Raw genomic sequence first — 14941 nt, 5'->3', positions numbered from 1 at the left:
GGGGCTGCTGCACGGATCTGTGACATCTCAGATCGCTTGCTCGCCGAGCAGGCTGGAAGGATGTTGCTGTGCCCAGGCCCTATCCCCGTGAGTTTCGTGAGGACGTCGTGCGGGTCGCCCGGAACCGTGGTCCCGGTGTGACGCTGGCACAGATCGCCCAGGACTTCGGGGTCCATGAGATGACGATCACGAAGTGGTTGCGTGCCGCCGATGTCGAGGACGGCGTGAAGCCCGGCGTCGCCTCGGAGCACGCACGGGAGTTGCGTGAGGCTCGACGTCGGATTCGGTTGCTGGAGCAGGAGAACGAGGTCCTGCGGCGGGCGGCGGCGTACCTGTCCCAGGCTCAGCTGCCGGGAAAAGGCTCTACCCGCTCGTGAGAGAGAGCTCGCCGCGGCCGGTGCCCCGATCAGGGTGCCGGTCGCGGTGGCGTGCCGGGTGCTCAAGCTCCACCGCCAGCACTACTACTACGCCTGGCTCGCCCAGCCGGTCACCGGCGGCGAGCTCGAGGAGGCGTATCTCGCGAACGCGGTCTTCGATGCCCACCGTGAGGACCCCGAGTTCGGCTACCGGCTGCTGTTCGACGAGGTGAACGCGGCCGGGCACAAGGTCAGTGAGCGCACGGTGTGGAAGATCTGCTCGGCGAACCAGTGGTGGTGCGTGTTCGGAAAGAAGCGCCGCGGGAAGAATGGGCGGCCCGGCGCGCCCGCGCACGATGACCTGGTGCGTCGCGAATTCACCGCTCCTGGCCCGAACCGGTTGTGGTTGACGGACATCACCGAGCATCCCACCAGCGAAGGCAAGGTCTACCTGTGTGCGGTCAAGGACGTGTGGTCGAACCGGATCGTGGGGTACTCCATCGCAGACCGCATGACGTCCCAGCTGGCCGTCGACGCCCTGGAATCGGCGGTTTCGCGCCGCGGGGTGCGCGTGGCCGGCTGCACCCTGCACTCGGACCGCGGCGGCCAGCTTCGAAGCCGAAAGCTGCAGCAGTCCCTCTGGCGCCACCAGATGCGCGGATCCATGGGCCAGGTCGGATCAGCCGGTGACAACGCCGCCATGGAGAGCTTCTTCAGCCTGCTTCAGCACAACGTCCTGGACCGGCAGAGATGGACCACCCGAGAGGAGCTGCGGATCGCGATCGTGACCTGGATCGAACGGACCTACCACCGTCGCCGACGCCAGGCCAGACTCGCACGATTGACCCCGATCGAGTTCGAGATCATCATGAGCCAGGCCGCCGACCAAGCTGCCTAACCAACTGTCACGGAATCGTGCAGCAGCCCCCTCGCCTCCCGCTCCCAGGCCCTGGCTGAGCTGACCGCCAACCGCAAGAGGTTGGAGGCCGAGAGCGACAAGCTACTCGCCGCGCACTTCGCCGACGCCATCGACCTCGACCTCGACCTCGACCTCGACCTCGACCTCGACCTCGACCTCGACCTCGACACACTCAAGCGCCACCAAGACCGCATCCGCATTGGCCTAACCGACATCGACCGGCGCCTCACCACCGAGCACGGCCACCACGAAGGCCCCCGCAAACACCTCGGCACAGCGCTGCGGCTCCTGGTGGACTGCGGGCAGATGTATGCCCGCACCGACGACCACGGCCGGCGCCTCGCGAACCAGACCTTCTACGACCGCATCGACATCAGCGAAGACGAAAGGGCGACGATCCGACTCGCTGAGCCGTTCGCCGCCCTGACACCAGAACCGACGTCAACCGATGTCAGGTGTTCTAGTACGTCGTCTTGGGTGGGCCCGGAGGGACTCGAACCCCCGACATCCACGGTGTAAGCGTGGCGCTCTGACCAGCTGAGCTACAGGCCCTGGAACAGCGGAGCACAGCCTACCGGGTCGGCACCCCGCCACCGGCCACCAGGGGGCGCGCCGACCCGGCGCGAGGACCGCCGTCGGCCCTCCCCCGCCGCCCCGCTCCTCGCGGGAGCGGCGCGCCGCGTCAGAGCTGCTCGAGCGCCCGCCGGTAGCCGTCGATGTCGCGGCGCTGCCCGCGCGGGTTGACGACCGACCAGCGCACGATCCCGTCCGCGTCGAGGAGGAACGACCCGCGCAGCGCGAGACCGTTGTCCTCGTCGAGCACGCCGTAGGCCCGGGCCACGTCGCCGTGGGGCCAGAAGTCGGAGAGGAGGTCGAACTCAAAGCCCTCCTGCGCCGCCCACGCCTTCTGCGTGAAGACCGAGTCGCACGAGATGCCGAGCAGGGTCACCCCCGCCGCCTCGAACTCCTCGAGGTTGTCCCGCAGCTCGCACAGCTCGCCCGTGCAGATGCCCGAGAACGCGAACGGGTAGAACACGAGCAGGACGGGCCCGCCGCGCAGGTCCGCGAGGTGGACCGGCGTGCCGTGGGTGTCGGGGAGCGTGAAGTCGGGGGCGGGGTCGCCCGGGCGGACCACGGCGCCGGTGGTCGCCGCCTCAGCGGCCACGACCACGCGTCCCGAGCTTCGTCGCCGACCAGTCGGGGGCGATCGCGAACGTGCTCGTCGCGTGCAGCCCGGCCGTCGTCGCCGCCTCCTGGATGTCGTTGTGGCCCACGTGCCCCGTGCGGCCGGGCTTCGGCGTGAGGACCCAGATGAGGCCGCCGTCGTCGAGCACGGTCTGCACGTCCACGAGCAGGTCGGTGAGGTCGCCGTCGTCCTCGCGGAACCACACGATCACGCCGTCGGTGACGTCGTCGTAGTCCTCGTCGACGAGCTCGCCGCCGACGAGCTCCTCGAGCTCGCCGCGCAGGTCGTCGTCGACGTCCTCCGACCAGCCGAACTCCTGCACCACGTTGCCGGGCGCGAAGCCGAGGCGGTCCACCCCGCTGGGCCCTGCGGTGTCGGTCACTGTCGTGTCGTTCCTTTCCTCGTCCTGTCGTCCGCACGGGGTCCGCACGCGCGCCCGGGCGGACGCCCACACGCACGACGACCTGCCGTGTCTGGCAAAGGTAGCCCACCGGAGGGTGCCGTGCTTGGCAAGGTGCCCGCCACGGACGGCGTCCGCGCGCGTCGCGCCGCGCCGCGACGTGTCGCCGAAATCACGCCCTCTTGACCACTCGATGGTGTGACTTACGCGCTCGTTGTGAACACAATGGGTGGACCACCCTGGTCTCGTGAAGAGGCGCGGTCGCCACCAGCGGCCGCGGCCGCGTGCCCGGAGTGGGCCCAAGACGGGCGTCGGCCGTGTACCGCGCGGCCGTGCGTCCGGCATCCGACGAGATATGAGGTTGCTGGTGGCTTCGTACGACGAGACCGGACCGCTGATCAACGGTCTGCTCAGCCAGGTTCCGGACTTCGACCCCGCCGAGACCGGCGAGTGGGTCGAGGCCCTCGACGGCCTGATCGACGACCGCGGGGGCCCGCGCGCCCGCTACGTCCTGCTGAACCTGCTCAAGAGGGCCCGGGAGCGCAACGTCGCCGTCCCGACCTCCCTGACCACTCCCTACGTGAACACCATCGGTGTGCACGAGGAGCCCTACTTCCCCGGCGACGAGGCGCTGGAGCGCCGCTACCGCTCGTGGATCCGCTGGAACGCCGCCGTCATGGTGACGCGCGCCCAGCGCCCGGGCATCGGCGTCGGCGGCCACATCTCCTCCTACGCGTCCGTCGCGACGCTCTACGAGGTGGGGCTCAACCACTTCTTCCGCGGCAAGGACCACCCCGGCGGCGGCGACCAGGTCTACTTCCAGGGCCACGCCTCCCCCGGCGTCTACGCGCGCGCGTTCCTCGAGGGCCGCCTCTCGGCGGACCAGCTCGACGGGTTCCGCCAGGAGAAGTCGCACGCGGGCGGCGGCCTGCCGTCGTACCCGCACCCGCGCCTCATGCCGGACTTCTGGGAGTACCCCACGGTCTCCATGGGCCTCGGCCCGGCGAGCGCGATCTACCAGGCGTGGACGGACAAGTACCTCCACAACCGCGGGATCCGCGACACGTCCCAGCAGGACGTGTGGGCGTTCCTCGGCGACGGCGAGATGGACGAGCCCGAGTCGCGCGGCATGCTCCAGCTCGCGGCGCAGCAGCAGCTCGACAACCTCACGTTCGTCGTGAACTGCAACCTGCAGCGCCTCGACGGCCCGGTGCGAGGCAACGGCAAGATCATCCAGGAGCTCGAGGCGCAGTTCCGCGGCGCGGGCTGGAACGTCATCAAGGTCATCTGGGGCCGCGAGTGGGACGTCCTGCTCAACGCGGACAAGGACCGCGCCCTGGTCAACCTCATGAACGTCACGCCCGACGGCGACTACCAGACGTACCGCGCCGAGTCCGGCGCGTTCATCCGCGAGCACTTCTTCGGCCGCGACCCGCGGACCAAGGCGCTCGTCGAGAACATGACGGACGAGGACATCTGGAACCTCAAGCGCGGCGGCCACGACTACCGCAAGCTGTACGCGGCGTACTCCGCGGCGCGCGCCCACACGGGCCAGCCCACGGTGATCCTCGCGCACACGGTCAAGGGCTACGCGCTCGGGCCGACGTTCGCGGGCCGCAACGCGACGCACCAGATGAAGAAGGTCGGCCTCGCCGACCTCAAGGCGCTGCGCGACTCGCTGCGCATCCCGATCACCGACGAGGAGCTCGACGCCAACCCGTACGAGCCCCCGTACTACCACCCGGGCCCCGACGCGCCGGAGATCCAGTACCTCCTGGAGCGCCGCCGCCAGCTCGGCGGGTTCGTGCCCGAGCGCCGCTCGACGCCCAAGCCGGTCACCCTGCCGGGCGAGAAGTCCTACGAGATCCTCAAGAAGGGCTCGGGCCAGCAGGAGATCGCCTCCACGATGGCCTTCGTCCGCCTCCTCAAGGACCTCATCAAGGACAAGGAGTTCGGCAGGCGCATCGTCCCGATCATCCCGGACGAGGCGCGCACGTTCGGCCTGGACTCGATCTTCCCGTCGGCGAAGATCTTCAACACCCAGGGCCAGCACTACCTCGCCGTGGACCGCGAGCTCATGCTGAGCTACAAGGAGTCCGAGGCCGGGCAGATCATGCACACCGGCATCAACGAGGCCGGCTCCGCGGCCGCGTTCCAGGCGGTCGGCACGTCCTACGCCACGCAGGGCGAGATCATGGTGCCGTTCTACATCTTCTACTCGATGTTCGGCTTCCAGCGCACCGGCGACCAGTTCTGGGCGGCGGGCGACCAGCTCACGCGCGGCTTCATCGTCGGTGCGACCGCGGGTCGCACGACGCTCACGGGCGAGGGCCTGCAGCACGCCGACGGCCACTCGCCGCTCATCGCGGGCACGAACACGGCGGTCGTCCAGTACGACCCGGCCTACGGGTACGAGATCCGCCACATCGTGCGCGACGGCATCGAGCGCATGTTCGGCGACGGGTCGGACGGGCGCGACCAGAACGTCATGTACTACCTCACGGTGTACAACGAGCCGATGGTCCAGCCGGCCGAGCCGGAGGACGTGGACGTCGAGGGCATCCTCAAGGGCATCCACCGCATCGCCGTCGGCGAGGGCGACGGGCCGCGCGCCCAGCTCCTCGCGTCCGGCGTGGGCGTGCCGTGGGCGCTCGAGGCGCAGCAGCTCCTCAAGGAGGACTGGGGCGTCGCGGCCGACGTGTGGAGCGTGACGAGCTGGAACGAGCTGCGACGCGACGCGCTCGCCGCCGACCAGGCCGCGTTCCTCGACCCGGCCTCGGAGCCGCGCGTCCCGTTCGTCACGGCGAGGCTCTCGGGCGCCGAGGGCCCGTTCGTCGCGACGAGCGACTACGACCACCTGGTCCCCGACCAGATCCGCAAGTGGGTCCCGGGCGACTACGAGGTGCTCGGCGCCGACGGGTTCGGGTTCTCCGACACCCGTGCGGCGGCGCGCCGCCACTTCAAGATCGACGGCCCGTCGGTCGTGGTGCGCACGCTGCAGGCGCTCGCCAAGCAGGGCAAGGTCCCCGCGGACGCGTCGGCCAAGGCGATCGAGAAGTACCGCCTCATGGACGTCACCGCCGGCACGTCCGGCAACGCGGGCGGTGAGTCCTGACGCCCGCCGCCCGGTAGCACGACGACGGCCGGTCGCCTCCGCGGGGAGGCGACCGGCCGTCGTCGTACGGTCTCGGGCGGGTCGACGACGCGCGCCGGGTGGCGTCGCCGGAACGGGCCTCAGGTGCCGGCGCGGTGCTGCTCGGCCTGCGCGACGGCGCGCTCCAGGTCCGTGCGCAGGGTCGCGACGCCCTGCGGGTCGCCGTGCTCGACGAGCGACGCGAGGTGGTGGCGCGCCTCGAGCGGGCGGTCGGACTCGATCGCGGCGAGGACGAGCTGACGGCCGACCTCGGGGTCGTGGTCCCGCGCGCGCCAGTGCCCGACGCCGAGGCCCAGCGCCTCGGCCGGCAGGCCGGCCGCGCGCAGGACCTCCATCGACTGCGCGAGCGCGCGCCCGGACGGGTCGCGCTCCGCGGCGGTCGCGAACCGGCGCAGCGCGGACTCCTGGTCGTCGTCGAGCGAGAGCCGCCCGAGCTCGACGAGCGGGTACCAGCCCTTGGGGTGCCCGGCGAGCTCCTCGGCGAGCGCCCAGACCGCGAGGTCGGCCGCGCGCTGCTTCTCCGTCTCGTCGACGGGCGCGGCGAGCGGGTCGTCGGTGGCGGGGCCCTCCGCGGCGCGCCGTCGGACCAGCTCCGCGAGCGCGCGGAACGCCCGCTCGTCGTTCGGGTCGTCCACGAGCATCGCGCGCAGCGCGTCCTCGTGGACCGTGTCCCCCCGCTTCTCCCCGGACCGTGGGCGGCGCGTGCCGACGGTCGACGCGGACGTCGGCCGGCGCATGAGCTGTCGGAGTCGGGGCATGAGTGCCATGTCCCGACCCTAGCGGGTCGTCCGGACGCTCACCCACCGGCCGGGCGTCGGGCGACGAGGGCGCCACCGGGCGCCCGCGTTTGTGGACTGTCCACAACGCGGGCCCGTATGCTCGGCGCGTGACGGCCTCCCCCAGGACCCCGGCGAGCGCGACCGCACCGAGCGGACCGGCGGGCAACGCGGACAACCTCCAGCGTCTGCGCGACGGCAGCGGCCTGCTCATGTCGGCCGCGCTGCGGCGGCTCGACGACGAGATCCCGTGGTACCGCGAGCTCCCGGCGGAGGACCGCTCGTACGTGGGCCTCGTCGCCCAGTCGGGCATCACCGCGTTCGTCACCTGGTACGCCGACCCGCAGGCCCCGCCGCACGGCGTGAGCGAGATCTTCGCGGCGGCCCCGCCCGAGCTCACGCGCTCGATCTCGCTGCAGAACACGCTCCAGCTCGTGCGCATCGTCGTCGAGGTCGTCGAGGCGTACTCCGACCAGCTCGCCGCCCCGGGCGGCGAGCGCGACCTGCGCGAGGCCGTGCTGCGGTACTCGCGCGAGGTCGCGTTCTCGGCGGCCGAGGTCTACGCGCGCGCCGCCGAGGTGCGCGGCGCGTGGGACGCGCGCCTGGAGGCCCTCGTCGTCGACGCCCTCATCCGCGGCGACGGCGACGACTCGCTGCGCTCGCGCGTGTCGGCGCTCGGGTGGAGCGGGCACGGGTCGACCCTGGTCATGGCCGGGACGATCGCCGCGACGCTCGACGAGGTGCGCACGGCCGAGCTCCGGCGCGCGACGCGGCGCGCGGCGGGCGACGCGCTCGTCGGCATCCACGGCGACCGTCTCGTGCTCGTGCTCGGCGGCGAGGGCGACCTCCAGGCCGCCGCGGCGTCGCTCCTGCCGCGCTTCGGGCCGGGACCGGTCGTCATCGGCCCGACGGTCCCCGGCCTCGAGGAGGCGGCGCGCTCGGCGCAGGCGGCGCTCGCCGGCCTGCGGGCCGCGCCCGCGTGGCCGCAGGCGCCCCGCCCGGTGCTCGCCGACGACCTGCTGCCCGAGCGCGTCCTCACGGGTGACACGACCGCGCGCCGCACGCTCGTCGCCCAGGCGTACCGCCCGTTGGCCGAGGCGACGGGGTCGGTGCTGGAGACGCTGTCGGCCTACCTCGGCACGGGCCGCTCGCTCGAGGCGGCCGCACGATCGCTCTACGTGCACCCGAACACCGTGCGCTACCGCCTGCGCAAGGTCTCCGAGATCACGGGGTGGGACCCGCTCGACGCGCGCGAGTCGTTCGTCCTGCAGGTCGCGCTCGCCCTCGGCCAGCTCGCGGGCTCGCGCTGACCCGTGCACCGGGCCGTGGGACCGGCTCGCCCGGACCCTTGTAGGTTCGGCACAATCCCCCTTCCGAAGGTTGGTGCGGGTCGTGACGTGGCGGGAGAGCCCCGCGTTGGCACAGTTGACGGGTGCTCGCCGTCTTGTGCCCTGGACAGGGCTCCCAGTCCCCCGGAATGCTCGCCCCCTGGCTCGACCTGCCCGGCGTCGCCGACCAGGTCGCCGCGTTCGGCGAGGCCGCGGGCCTCGACCTGCGCGCGCACGGCACCGAGTCGGACGCCGACGCGATCCGCGACACGGCGGTGGCCCAGCCGCTCATCGTCGCGTCCTCGCTCGTCGCGCTCCGCGTGATCCTCGACGGCCGCCAGACGACCGACGTCGTCGACGTGACCGCGGGCCACTCGGTCGGCGAGCTCGCCGCCGCCGCGGTCGCCGGGGCGCTCACCGACACGGGCGCCGTGGGCCTCGTCTCGCACCGGGCGCGCGCCATGGCCGCCGCCGCCGCGCAGACGCCGACCGGGATGAGCGCCGTCGTGGGCGGCGACCCGCAAGAGGTGCTCGCCGCGATCGAGGCGGCCCACCTGTGGCCGGCGAACGTCAACGGCGGCGGGCAGGTCGTCGCCGCCGGCGCGCTCGACCACCTCGCGGCCCTCGCCGAGAACCCGCCCGCCAAGGCGCGCGTCATCCCGCTCCAGGTCGCCGGGGCGTTCCACACCCCGTTCATGCAGCCCGCGCTCGAGGAGTTCGAGCCCGTCGCCGCGTCGTGGGACGTGAGCGACCCGCGCGTGCCGTTCCTCTCGAACGCCGACGGCGAGTCGTACGCGACGATCGACATCGAGGGCAGCACGTACGGCAAGGCGCGCGACGTCGTGCGCCGCCTCACCGCGCAGATCGCCGCACCCGTGCGCTGGGACCTGTGCCAGGAGACGCTCGCCGACCTCGGCGTCACCGCGATCCTCGAGCTCGCGCCCGGCGGCGTGCTCACCGGGCTCGCCCGCCGCGCGCTCAAGGGCGTCGAGTCGGTGGCCGTGAAGTCGCCCGACGACGTCGAGGCGGCCCGGGACCTCGTCGCGCGCCACTCCGTCGTGGGCGGCGCGTCCCCCGCCGGGGCCGACGCGTGAGCGCGACGCTGCGCCAGGCCACGGGCCCGGCGTACTCGCGCATCCTCGCGATCGGCGGCGTGCGCGGCGAGAACGTCGTGACGAACGACGACATCGCCGGGCCGATCGACTCGTCGGACGAGTGGATCCGCCAGCGCACCGGCATCGTCACGCGCCGACGCGCGGGGGCGGACGTCGACGTCCTCGACCTGTCCGAGGCGGCCGCGCGCGACGCGCTCGCCCGCGCGGGTCTCCAGGGGGCCGACGTCGACGCCGTCATCGTCTCGACCGTCACGTACTTCCACCAGACTCCCGCGGCCGCCGCCGTGCTCGCGGAGCGGCTCGGCGCAACGCCCGCCGCCGCGTTCGACGTCTCCGCCGCGTGTGCGGGCTACGCCTACGCGATCGCCCAGGCGGACGCGCTCGTGCGCGCGGGCGCCGCGACCCACGTGCTCGTGGTGGGCGCCGAGAAGATGAGCGACTTCATCGACCCGACGGACCGCTCCATCTCGTTCCTCCTGGGCGACGGCGCGGGCGCCGCGATCGTCGGCCCGTCCGACACCCCGGGGATCGGCCCGACCGTCTGGGGCTCCGACGGCGGCAAGGCGCAGGCGATCCGCCAGACGCACGCGTGGTCGGACCTGCGCGAGGACCCGTCCCTCGGCTGGCCGACGCTGCGCCAGGACGGACCGAGCGTGTTCAAGTGGGCCGCGTTCCAGATGGCGCCGGTCGCCGCGAAGGCCATGGCCGAGGCGGGCGTCACGCCCGCCGACATCGGGGCGTTCGTGCCGCACCAGGCGAACATGCGCATCATCGACCAGATGATCAAGCAGCTCGAGCTCCCCGACACCGTCGCGGTCGCCCGGGACATCGCGGAGACCGGCAACACGTCGGCCGCCTCGATCCCCCTCGCGACGCGGCGCCTGCTCGACGAGGGCCAGGTGCGCTCCGGCGACCTCGCCCTCCAGATCGGCTTCGGCGCCGGCCTCGTCTACGCGGCGCAGGTGGTCGTCCTGCCGTAGGGGAGAATCACCCTGGACGGTCGGCCGCCCCGCCCCCGCGGGAGGACCGACACGTCGGCGGACCCGTCCGTCGCACGCACCGTCACACGCTGTACCGCCCGGGACACACCACCGGGCACCGCCACCGGGACCGGTCGCCGCCGGCCCCACGACAAGGAGAAACCATGGCCTACACCGAGCAGGAAGTCCTCGCCGGCCTCGCGGAGATCGTCGCCGAGGAGACGGGTCTGCCGACCGACGCCGTCGCGCTCGAGAAGTCCTTCACCGACGACCTCGACATCGACTCGCTGTCGATGATGACGATCGTCACGCACGCCGAGGACAAGTTCGGGGTGCGCATCCCGGACGACGAGGTCAAGAACCTCACCACGGTCGGCGACGCCGTGTCCTTCATCACGGGCGCCCAGGCCTGAGCACTCCCCGCCTGCCCCGCAGGCCTGCGGGCGGGTCGGCGTCACCCGCGCCGACCCGCCCGTCCTCCTTCCCCCCGACCCACCCGAGGAGCACCATGTCCGCCGCCACTGAAGTCGTCGTCACCGGTCTCGGCGCCACCACGCCGCTGGGCGGCGACGTGCCCTCGACGTGGGCCGCGGCGCTCGCCGGCGAGTCCGGCGCCCGCACGCTCGAGAACGACTGGGCGGAGCGCTACGAGATCCCGGTGACGTTCGCCGCGACCATCAAGGTGGACCCCGCCGAGGTGCTCGCGCGCCCCGAGATCAAGCGCATGGACCCGTCCACGCAGTACGCGATCATCGCGGCGCGCGAGGCGTGGGCGGACGCGGGCAGCCCCGAGGTCGACGGCGACCGGCTCGGCACGGTCGTGTCGTCCGGCATCGGCGGCATCTGGACCACGCTCGACGGCTGGGACACGCTGCGCGAGCGCGGGGCGCGTCGCATGCTGCCGATGACGGTCCCGATGCTCATGCCGAACTCCCCCACCGCGTACGTGTCGCTCGAGCTCGGCGCGCGCGCCGGTGCGCACGCGCTCGTCTCGGCCTGCGCGTCGGGCGCCGAGGCGATCGGCTACGGCGTCGACATGATCCGCGCGGGCCGCGCGGACGTCGTCGTCGCGGGCGGCACCGAGGCGACGATCCACCCCATGCCGATCGCGGCCTTCGCCGCGTCGCGCACGCTCTCGCTGCGCAACGACGACCCGCAGGGAGCGTCGCGCCCCTACGACGTCGACCGCGACGGGTTCGTCATCGGCGAGGGCTCGGGCGTCGTCGTCCTGGAGAGCGCCGAGCACGCCGCCGCGCGCGGTGCCCGCGTGTACGCGCGCCTCGCCGGCGTCGGGCTGTCGTCCGACGCCTACCACATCACCTCTCCGGACCCGGACGGCCGCGGGCAGGTCGCGGCGATGCGCCGCGCGCTCGAGGAGGCCGGGGTCACGGGCCGCGACGTCGTGCACGTCAACGCGCACGCCACGTCGACCAAGGTGGGCGACCTCACCGAGACCCGGTCCATCCGCTCGCTCCTGGGCGACGACGCCGACCACGTGCTGCTCTCGGCGACCAAGTCGATGACCGGTCACCTCCTCGGCGGCGCCGGGGCGCTGGAGTCGATCTTCACCATCAAGGCCGTCTCGGAGCGTCTCGCCCCGCCGACGATCAACGTGGCGAACCCCGACCCGGAGCTCCAGGTGCCGCTCGTGCGCGACACCCCGGCCGAGCTGCCCTCCGGCGACGTCGTCGCGATCAACAACTCATTCGGGTTCGGCGGCCACAACGTCGCCCTCGCCGTCGCGAGCGTCTGACGCCGCGGGCGACGGAGCGGCTCCCCGCTCTCGCCGCCCGCGCATCCCCGCCACGATCTGAGATGGACGTCCGCCCAGATGGCGGGTTTCGCCCCGTCCGTCCGACGGCCCTCGCCCGCGGGATCCTGCGGATGGACGCCGTCACGACGGTGCCCGGGGCAATTTCACCCGCGAGCGCTCTCCCGAGCGGTGGTGGGCCCGTATCCCCCTTCCTACGGTTCGCTCGGCACGTCCGTGCCGGAACGCGCTGGACCACGGAAGGAAAGCGGGGGCCATGACCCGACCACGCCATGTACACACTCCACCAGGACGGAGAGGCCGCACACGCAGCGTCGCGATCGCTGCGGCCACCGGTCTCGTCGGCGCGCTGGTGCTCTCCGGTGCCGGCGCGAACGCCGCACCCGGTGACCTGTCCGAGGCCGAGGGACGGTTCCTCTCGGGCACCGTCGCCGGCCTCGACCTGGACACCGTCGCCGCCCTCGAAGGGGCGCTCGCCGAGACCCCGTCCGGCACGCCGCTGGACACCCACCCCCTGAGTGCCGAGGTGCTCAGCGCGCTGGAGATCGACCTCACCGGGGCGCTCCAGCTCCTCGGACCGAACGGCGTCCTCGCGCTCGGCGCCGTGAACCAGTACGCCGAGGCGAACCCGGACGGCTCCGCGCGGGCCGCGTCGGGTGCCCTGTCCGACCAGGGCACGATCTCGGTGGGCGGCAGCGCGGAGTTCCCCTCCGACGCCCGCCTCGAGCTGACCCAGCTCCTCGGCCCCGGCTTCGAGTCGGTCGTCGCCGACCTCGACCTCACGCTCGGGGCGCTCTCGGCCACGGCGGAGGCGACGGGCGGCACGGCGCCGACCGGTGACTACCAGATCGCCGGGGCGACGCTCGAGCTCGACAGCCCCGCGGTCTCCGGCATCGCGACGACCGTCGACGAGACCGTGGTGCCCGCGGTCGACGGCGCGGTCGGCTCGCTCGTGGGCAGCGACGGCCTGCTCGCGGGTGCGCTCGACACGATCGGCGTCCTCTCGCCGGTGCTCGCGGCGCTCGGTTCGAGCGTCCAGCCGGAGGTTGCGATCGACCTCGACCTCGAGGCCGCGCTCGCACCCGTCCTCGACGAGGACTTCGGCAGCGAGGGCGTCGTCGTCAACGTCGGGGCCGGTACCGTCACCGTCGACCTCGACACGATCCTCGGGGGCGAGGGCTCGCTCAACGGGTTCGACCCCAACACCGAGGTCCTGGACGACGCGGCGATCACGGCGATCCTCGCCGGACTCTCGTCCGCACTCGACGACCTCACGCTCGCGCTGACCGAGACGGTCGAGACCGCGCTGCAGTCGGCGGAGCTCACGTTCGTCGTCGACGCGTCGATCCTCGGTGGACTCACGGCACTCGACATCTCCGTCGTGGGTACGCTCGGCGACATCGTGGCGGGCAACACCGACGAGGTCGACGCCGCGGTCACCGCCTCGCTCCTCGGGGGCGGCATCACCCTCCCGATCGGGACGCTCGTGGGAGCCCTGGCCGCGCCGCTCAACGCGGTGCTGTTCGGCGACTCCGGGATCGTGAGCACCCTCACGGGGACCCTGAACACGGCGGTCGTGACCCCCGTGGTCGCGGCGCTCTCGCCCGTGTTCCAGGTCCTCGACGACGTGGTCAGCCTCGTCGTCAACGTCCAGGAGCCGTCGCCGGCGGTCGTGGACGAGACCTTCACGCAGCGGGCCGCGACGCTCACGCTCCTCTCCCTCGGGGGTGGGACGCCGCTCGCCCAGGTCCACCTGGCGTCGGCGAGCGTGCGCGGCACCGCGGCGATCGAGCCGAGCCTCACCGTCGACCCGACCACCGTCGCCGTGGGCGACTCGACCGATGTCACCGGCGAGGGCTACACGCCCGACTCGACCGTCACCGTCGAGATCCGCGACGCCGAGGGCACGGTCGTCGAGACCGTGACCGGCGTCGAGACGGACGGCGAGGGCGGCTTCACGACGCCGATCACCGTCCCGGCCGGCACGGCTCCGGGTGAGTACGTCGTCGTCGGCATCGACGACACGACGGGCACCGAGGCCGTGACGCCGCTCACGGTCGAGGCCGCGGCGATCGACCCGGGCCTGACGGTCGACCCCACGACGGTCCCGGCGGGCACGCCCACCGACGTCACCGGCACCGGTTACACGCCGTCGTCGACCGTCACGGTGGAGATCCGCGACGGCGAGGGCACGGTCGTCGCCTCCCTCACCGGCGTCGAGACCGACGACGAGGGCGGATTCACGACGCCGATCACCGTCCCGGTCGAGACCGCGCCGGGCGAGTACGTCGTCGTCGGCATCGACGACACGACCGGCACCGAGGCCGAGACCCCGCTCACCGTCGAGGCCGCGGCCATCGAGCCGAGCCTCACGGTCGACCCGACCACCGTGGTCGTCGGCGACTCGACCGACGTCACCGGCGAGGGCTACACGCCCGACTCCACCGTCACCGTCGAGATCCGCGACGGCAGCGGCACGGTCGTCGAGACCGTGACCGGCGTCGAGACGGACGGCGAGGGCGGCTTCACGACGCCGATCACCGTCCCCGTCGGCACGGTTCCGGGCGAGTACGTCGTCGTCGGCATCGACGACACGACGGGCACCGAGGCGGAGACGCCGCTCACCGTCGAGGCCGCGGCCATCGACCCGAGCGTGACGGTCGACCCGAGCACGGTCGTGGCCGGAGAGGCCACCGACGTCACCGGCGAGGGCTACACGCTCAGCTCGACCGTCACGGTCGAGGTCCGGGACGCGTCCGGGACGGTCGTCGCGACCGTCGAGGACGTCCCGACCGACGCGACCGGCGCCTTCACGACGCCCGTGACGATCCCGGCGGGCACCGAGCCCGGTACCTACACGGTCGTCGGTATCGACGACACCACGGGCACCGAGGCCGAGGCGCCCCTGACCGTCGAGGCGGACGGCACCGAGGTCGACGGCACCGAGGTCGACGGC

10 protein-coding genes, 1 tRNA gene and 1 pseudogene are annotated in these 14941 nt (G+C 72.8%); 8 read left to right on the top strand and 4 right to left on the bottom strand.

The genetic code is table 11. The annotated features are described in order from the left end of the window. Positions 1 to 68: 68 nt before the first annotated feature. A pseudogene (locus GJV82_RS18090) lies at positions 69 to 1254 on the top strand (IS3 family transposase). 499 nt (positions 1255 to 1753) lie between these two features. On the opposite strand, the gene GJV82_RS18085 reads toward GJV82_RS18090, so the two are convergent. The 3 genes from GJV82_RS18085 to GJV82_RS18075 form a co-directional block, all read right to left on the bottom strand. Further along, a tRNA-Val gene (locus GJV82_RS18085) sits at positions 1754 to 1827 on the bottom strand. Positions 1828 to 1957: 130 nt separating this feature from the next. After that, positions 1958 to 2440, bottom strand: a complete 483-nt coding sequence (locus GJV82_RS18080) for a peroxiredoxin (protein ID WP_051472000.1) — start codon at positions 2438 to 2440, stop codon at positions 1958 to 1960. After that, positions 2430 to 2843 (bottom strand): DUF3052 domain-containing protein, encoded by a 414-nt coding sequence (locus GJV82_RS18075; RefSeq protein WP_034605717.1) that lies wholly within the window; start codon positions 2841 to 2843, stop codon positions 2430 to 2432. Before GJV82_RS18075 ends, GJV82_RS18080 begins: the two co-directional genes overlap by 11 nt. Before the next feature lie 385 nt (positions 2844 to 3228). On the opposite strand from GJV82_RS18075, the gene aceE reads away from it, so the two are divergent. Beyond that, entirely contained in the window at positions 3229 to 5976 is a 2748-nt protein-coding gene (aceE, locus tag GJV82_RS18070) for a pyruvate dehydrogenase (acetyl-transferring), homodimeric type (protein ID WP_318657812.1), read from the top strand. Between the two features lie 119 nt (positions 5977 to 6095). Here aceE and GJV82_RS18065 read toward each other — a convergent pair whose 3' ends face one another. Beyond that, on the bottom strand, positions 6096 to 6782 hold the full coding sequence (locus GJV82_RS18065) for a hypothetical protein (protein ID WP_024842367.1): 687 nt from the start codon (positions 6780 to 6782) through the stop codon (positions 6096 to 6098). A 119-nt stretch (positions 6783 to 6901) separates the two neighbouring features. Here GJV82_RS18065 and GJV82_RS18060 point away from each other — a divergent pair, with 119 nt between their 5' ends. The 6 genes from GJV82_RS18060 to GJV82_RS18035 all read left to right on the top strand — a co-directional run. Continuing rightward, the gene (locus tag GJV82_RS18060) at positions 6902 to 8101 is read left to right on the top strand and encodes a PucR family transcriptional regulator (protein ID WP_024842368.1); all 1200 of its coding nucleotides are present in this window, start codon (positions 6902 to 6904) and stop codon (positions 8099 to 8101) included. Between the two features lie 122 nt (positions 8102 to 8223). Beyond that, complete coding sequence (locus GJV82_RS18055; RefSeq protein ID WP_318657811.1) at positions 8224 to 9213, top strand: ACP S-malonyltransferase; 990 nt, start codon at positions 8224 to 8226, stop codon at positions 9211 to 9213. After that, entirely contained in the window at positions 9210 to 10214 is a 1005-nt protein-coding gene (locus GJV82_RS18050; protein WP_318657810.1) for a beta-ketoacyl-ACP synthase III, read from the top strand. Before GJV82_RS18055 ends, GJV82_RS18050 begins: the two co-directional genes overlap by 4 nt. A 164-nt stretch (positions 10215 to 10378) precedes the next feature. Next, positions 10379 to 10627 (top strand): acyl carrier protein, encoded by a 249-nt coding sequence (locus GJV82_RS18045; RefSeq protein WP_021482065.1) that lies wholly within the window; start codon positions 10379 to 10381, stop codon positions 10625 to 10627. Between the two features lie 95 nt (positions 10628 to 10722). Further along, on the top strand, positions 10723 to 11967 hold the full coding sequence (locus tag GJV82_RS18040) for a beta-ketoacyl-[acyl-carrier-protein] synthase family protein (RefSeq protein ID WP_024842371.1): 1245 nt from the start codon (positions 10723 to 10725) through the stop codon (positions 11965 to 11967). A 370-nt stretch (positions 11968 to 12337) separates the two neighbouring features. Then, positions 12338 to 14941, top strand: a 2604-nt coding sequence (locus tag GJV82_RS18035; RefSeq protein ID WP_196217305.1) for a choice-of-anchor G family protein, incomplete at its 3' end; no start/stop codon positions are given.

It is taken from the genome of Cellulosimicrobium composti, assembly GCF_009711085.1.
Classification (GTDB): domain Bacteria; phylum Actinomycetota; class Actinomycetes; order Actinomycetales; family Cellulomonadaceae; genus Cellulosimicrobium; species Cellulosimicrobium composti.
Note: the sequence above shows the minus strand (reverse complement) of the source record. Positions and strands in the feature narration are given on the sequence as shown.

Excerpts from the sequence above, each read along its gene's own strand:
- GJV82_RS18045 (WP_021482065.1), top strand. The coding sequence starts at position 10,379 with ATGGCCTACACCGAGCAGGAAGTCCTCGCCGGCCTCGCGGAGATCGTC.
- GJV82_RS18065 (WP_024842367.1), bottom strand. The coding sequence starts at position 6,782 with ATGGCACTCATGCCCCGACTCCGACAGCTCATGCGCCGGCCGACGTCC.
- GJV82_RS18040 (WP_024842371.1), top strand. The coding sequence starts at position 10,723 with ATGTCCGCCGCCACTGAAGTCGTCGTCACCGGTCTCGGCGCCACCACG.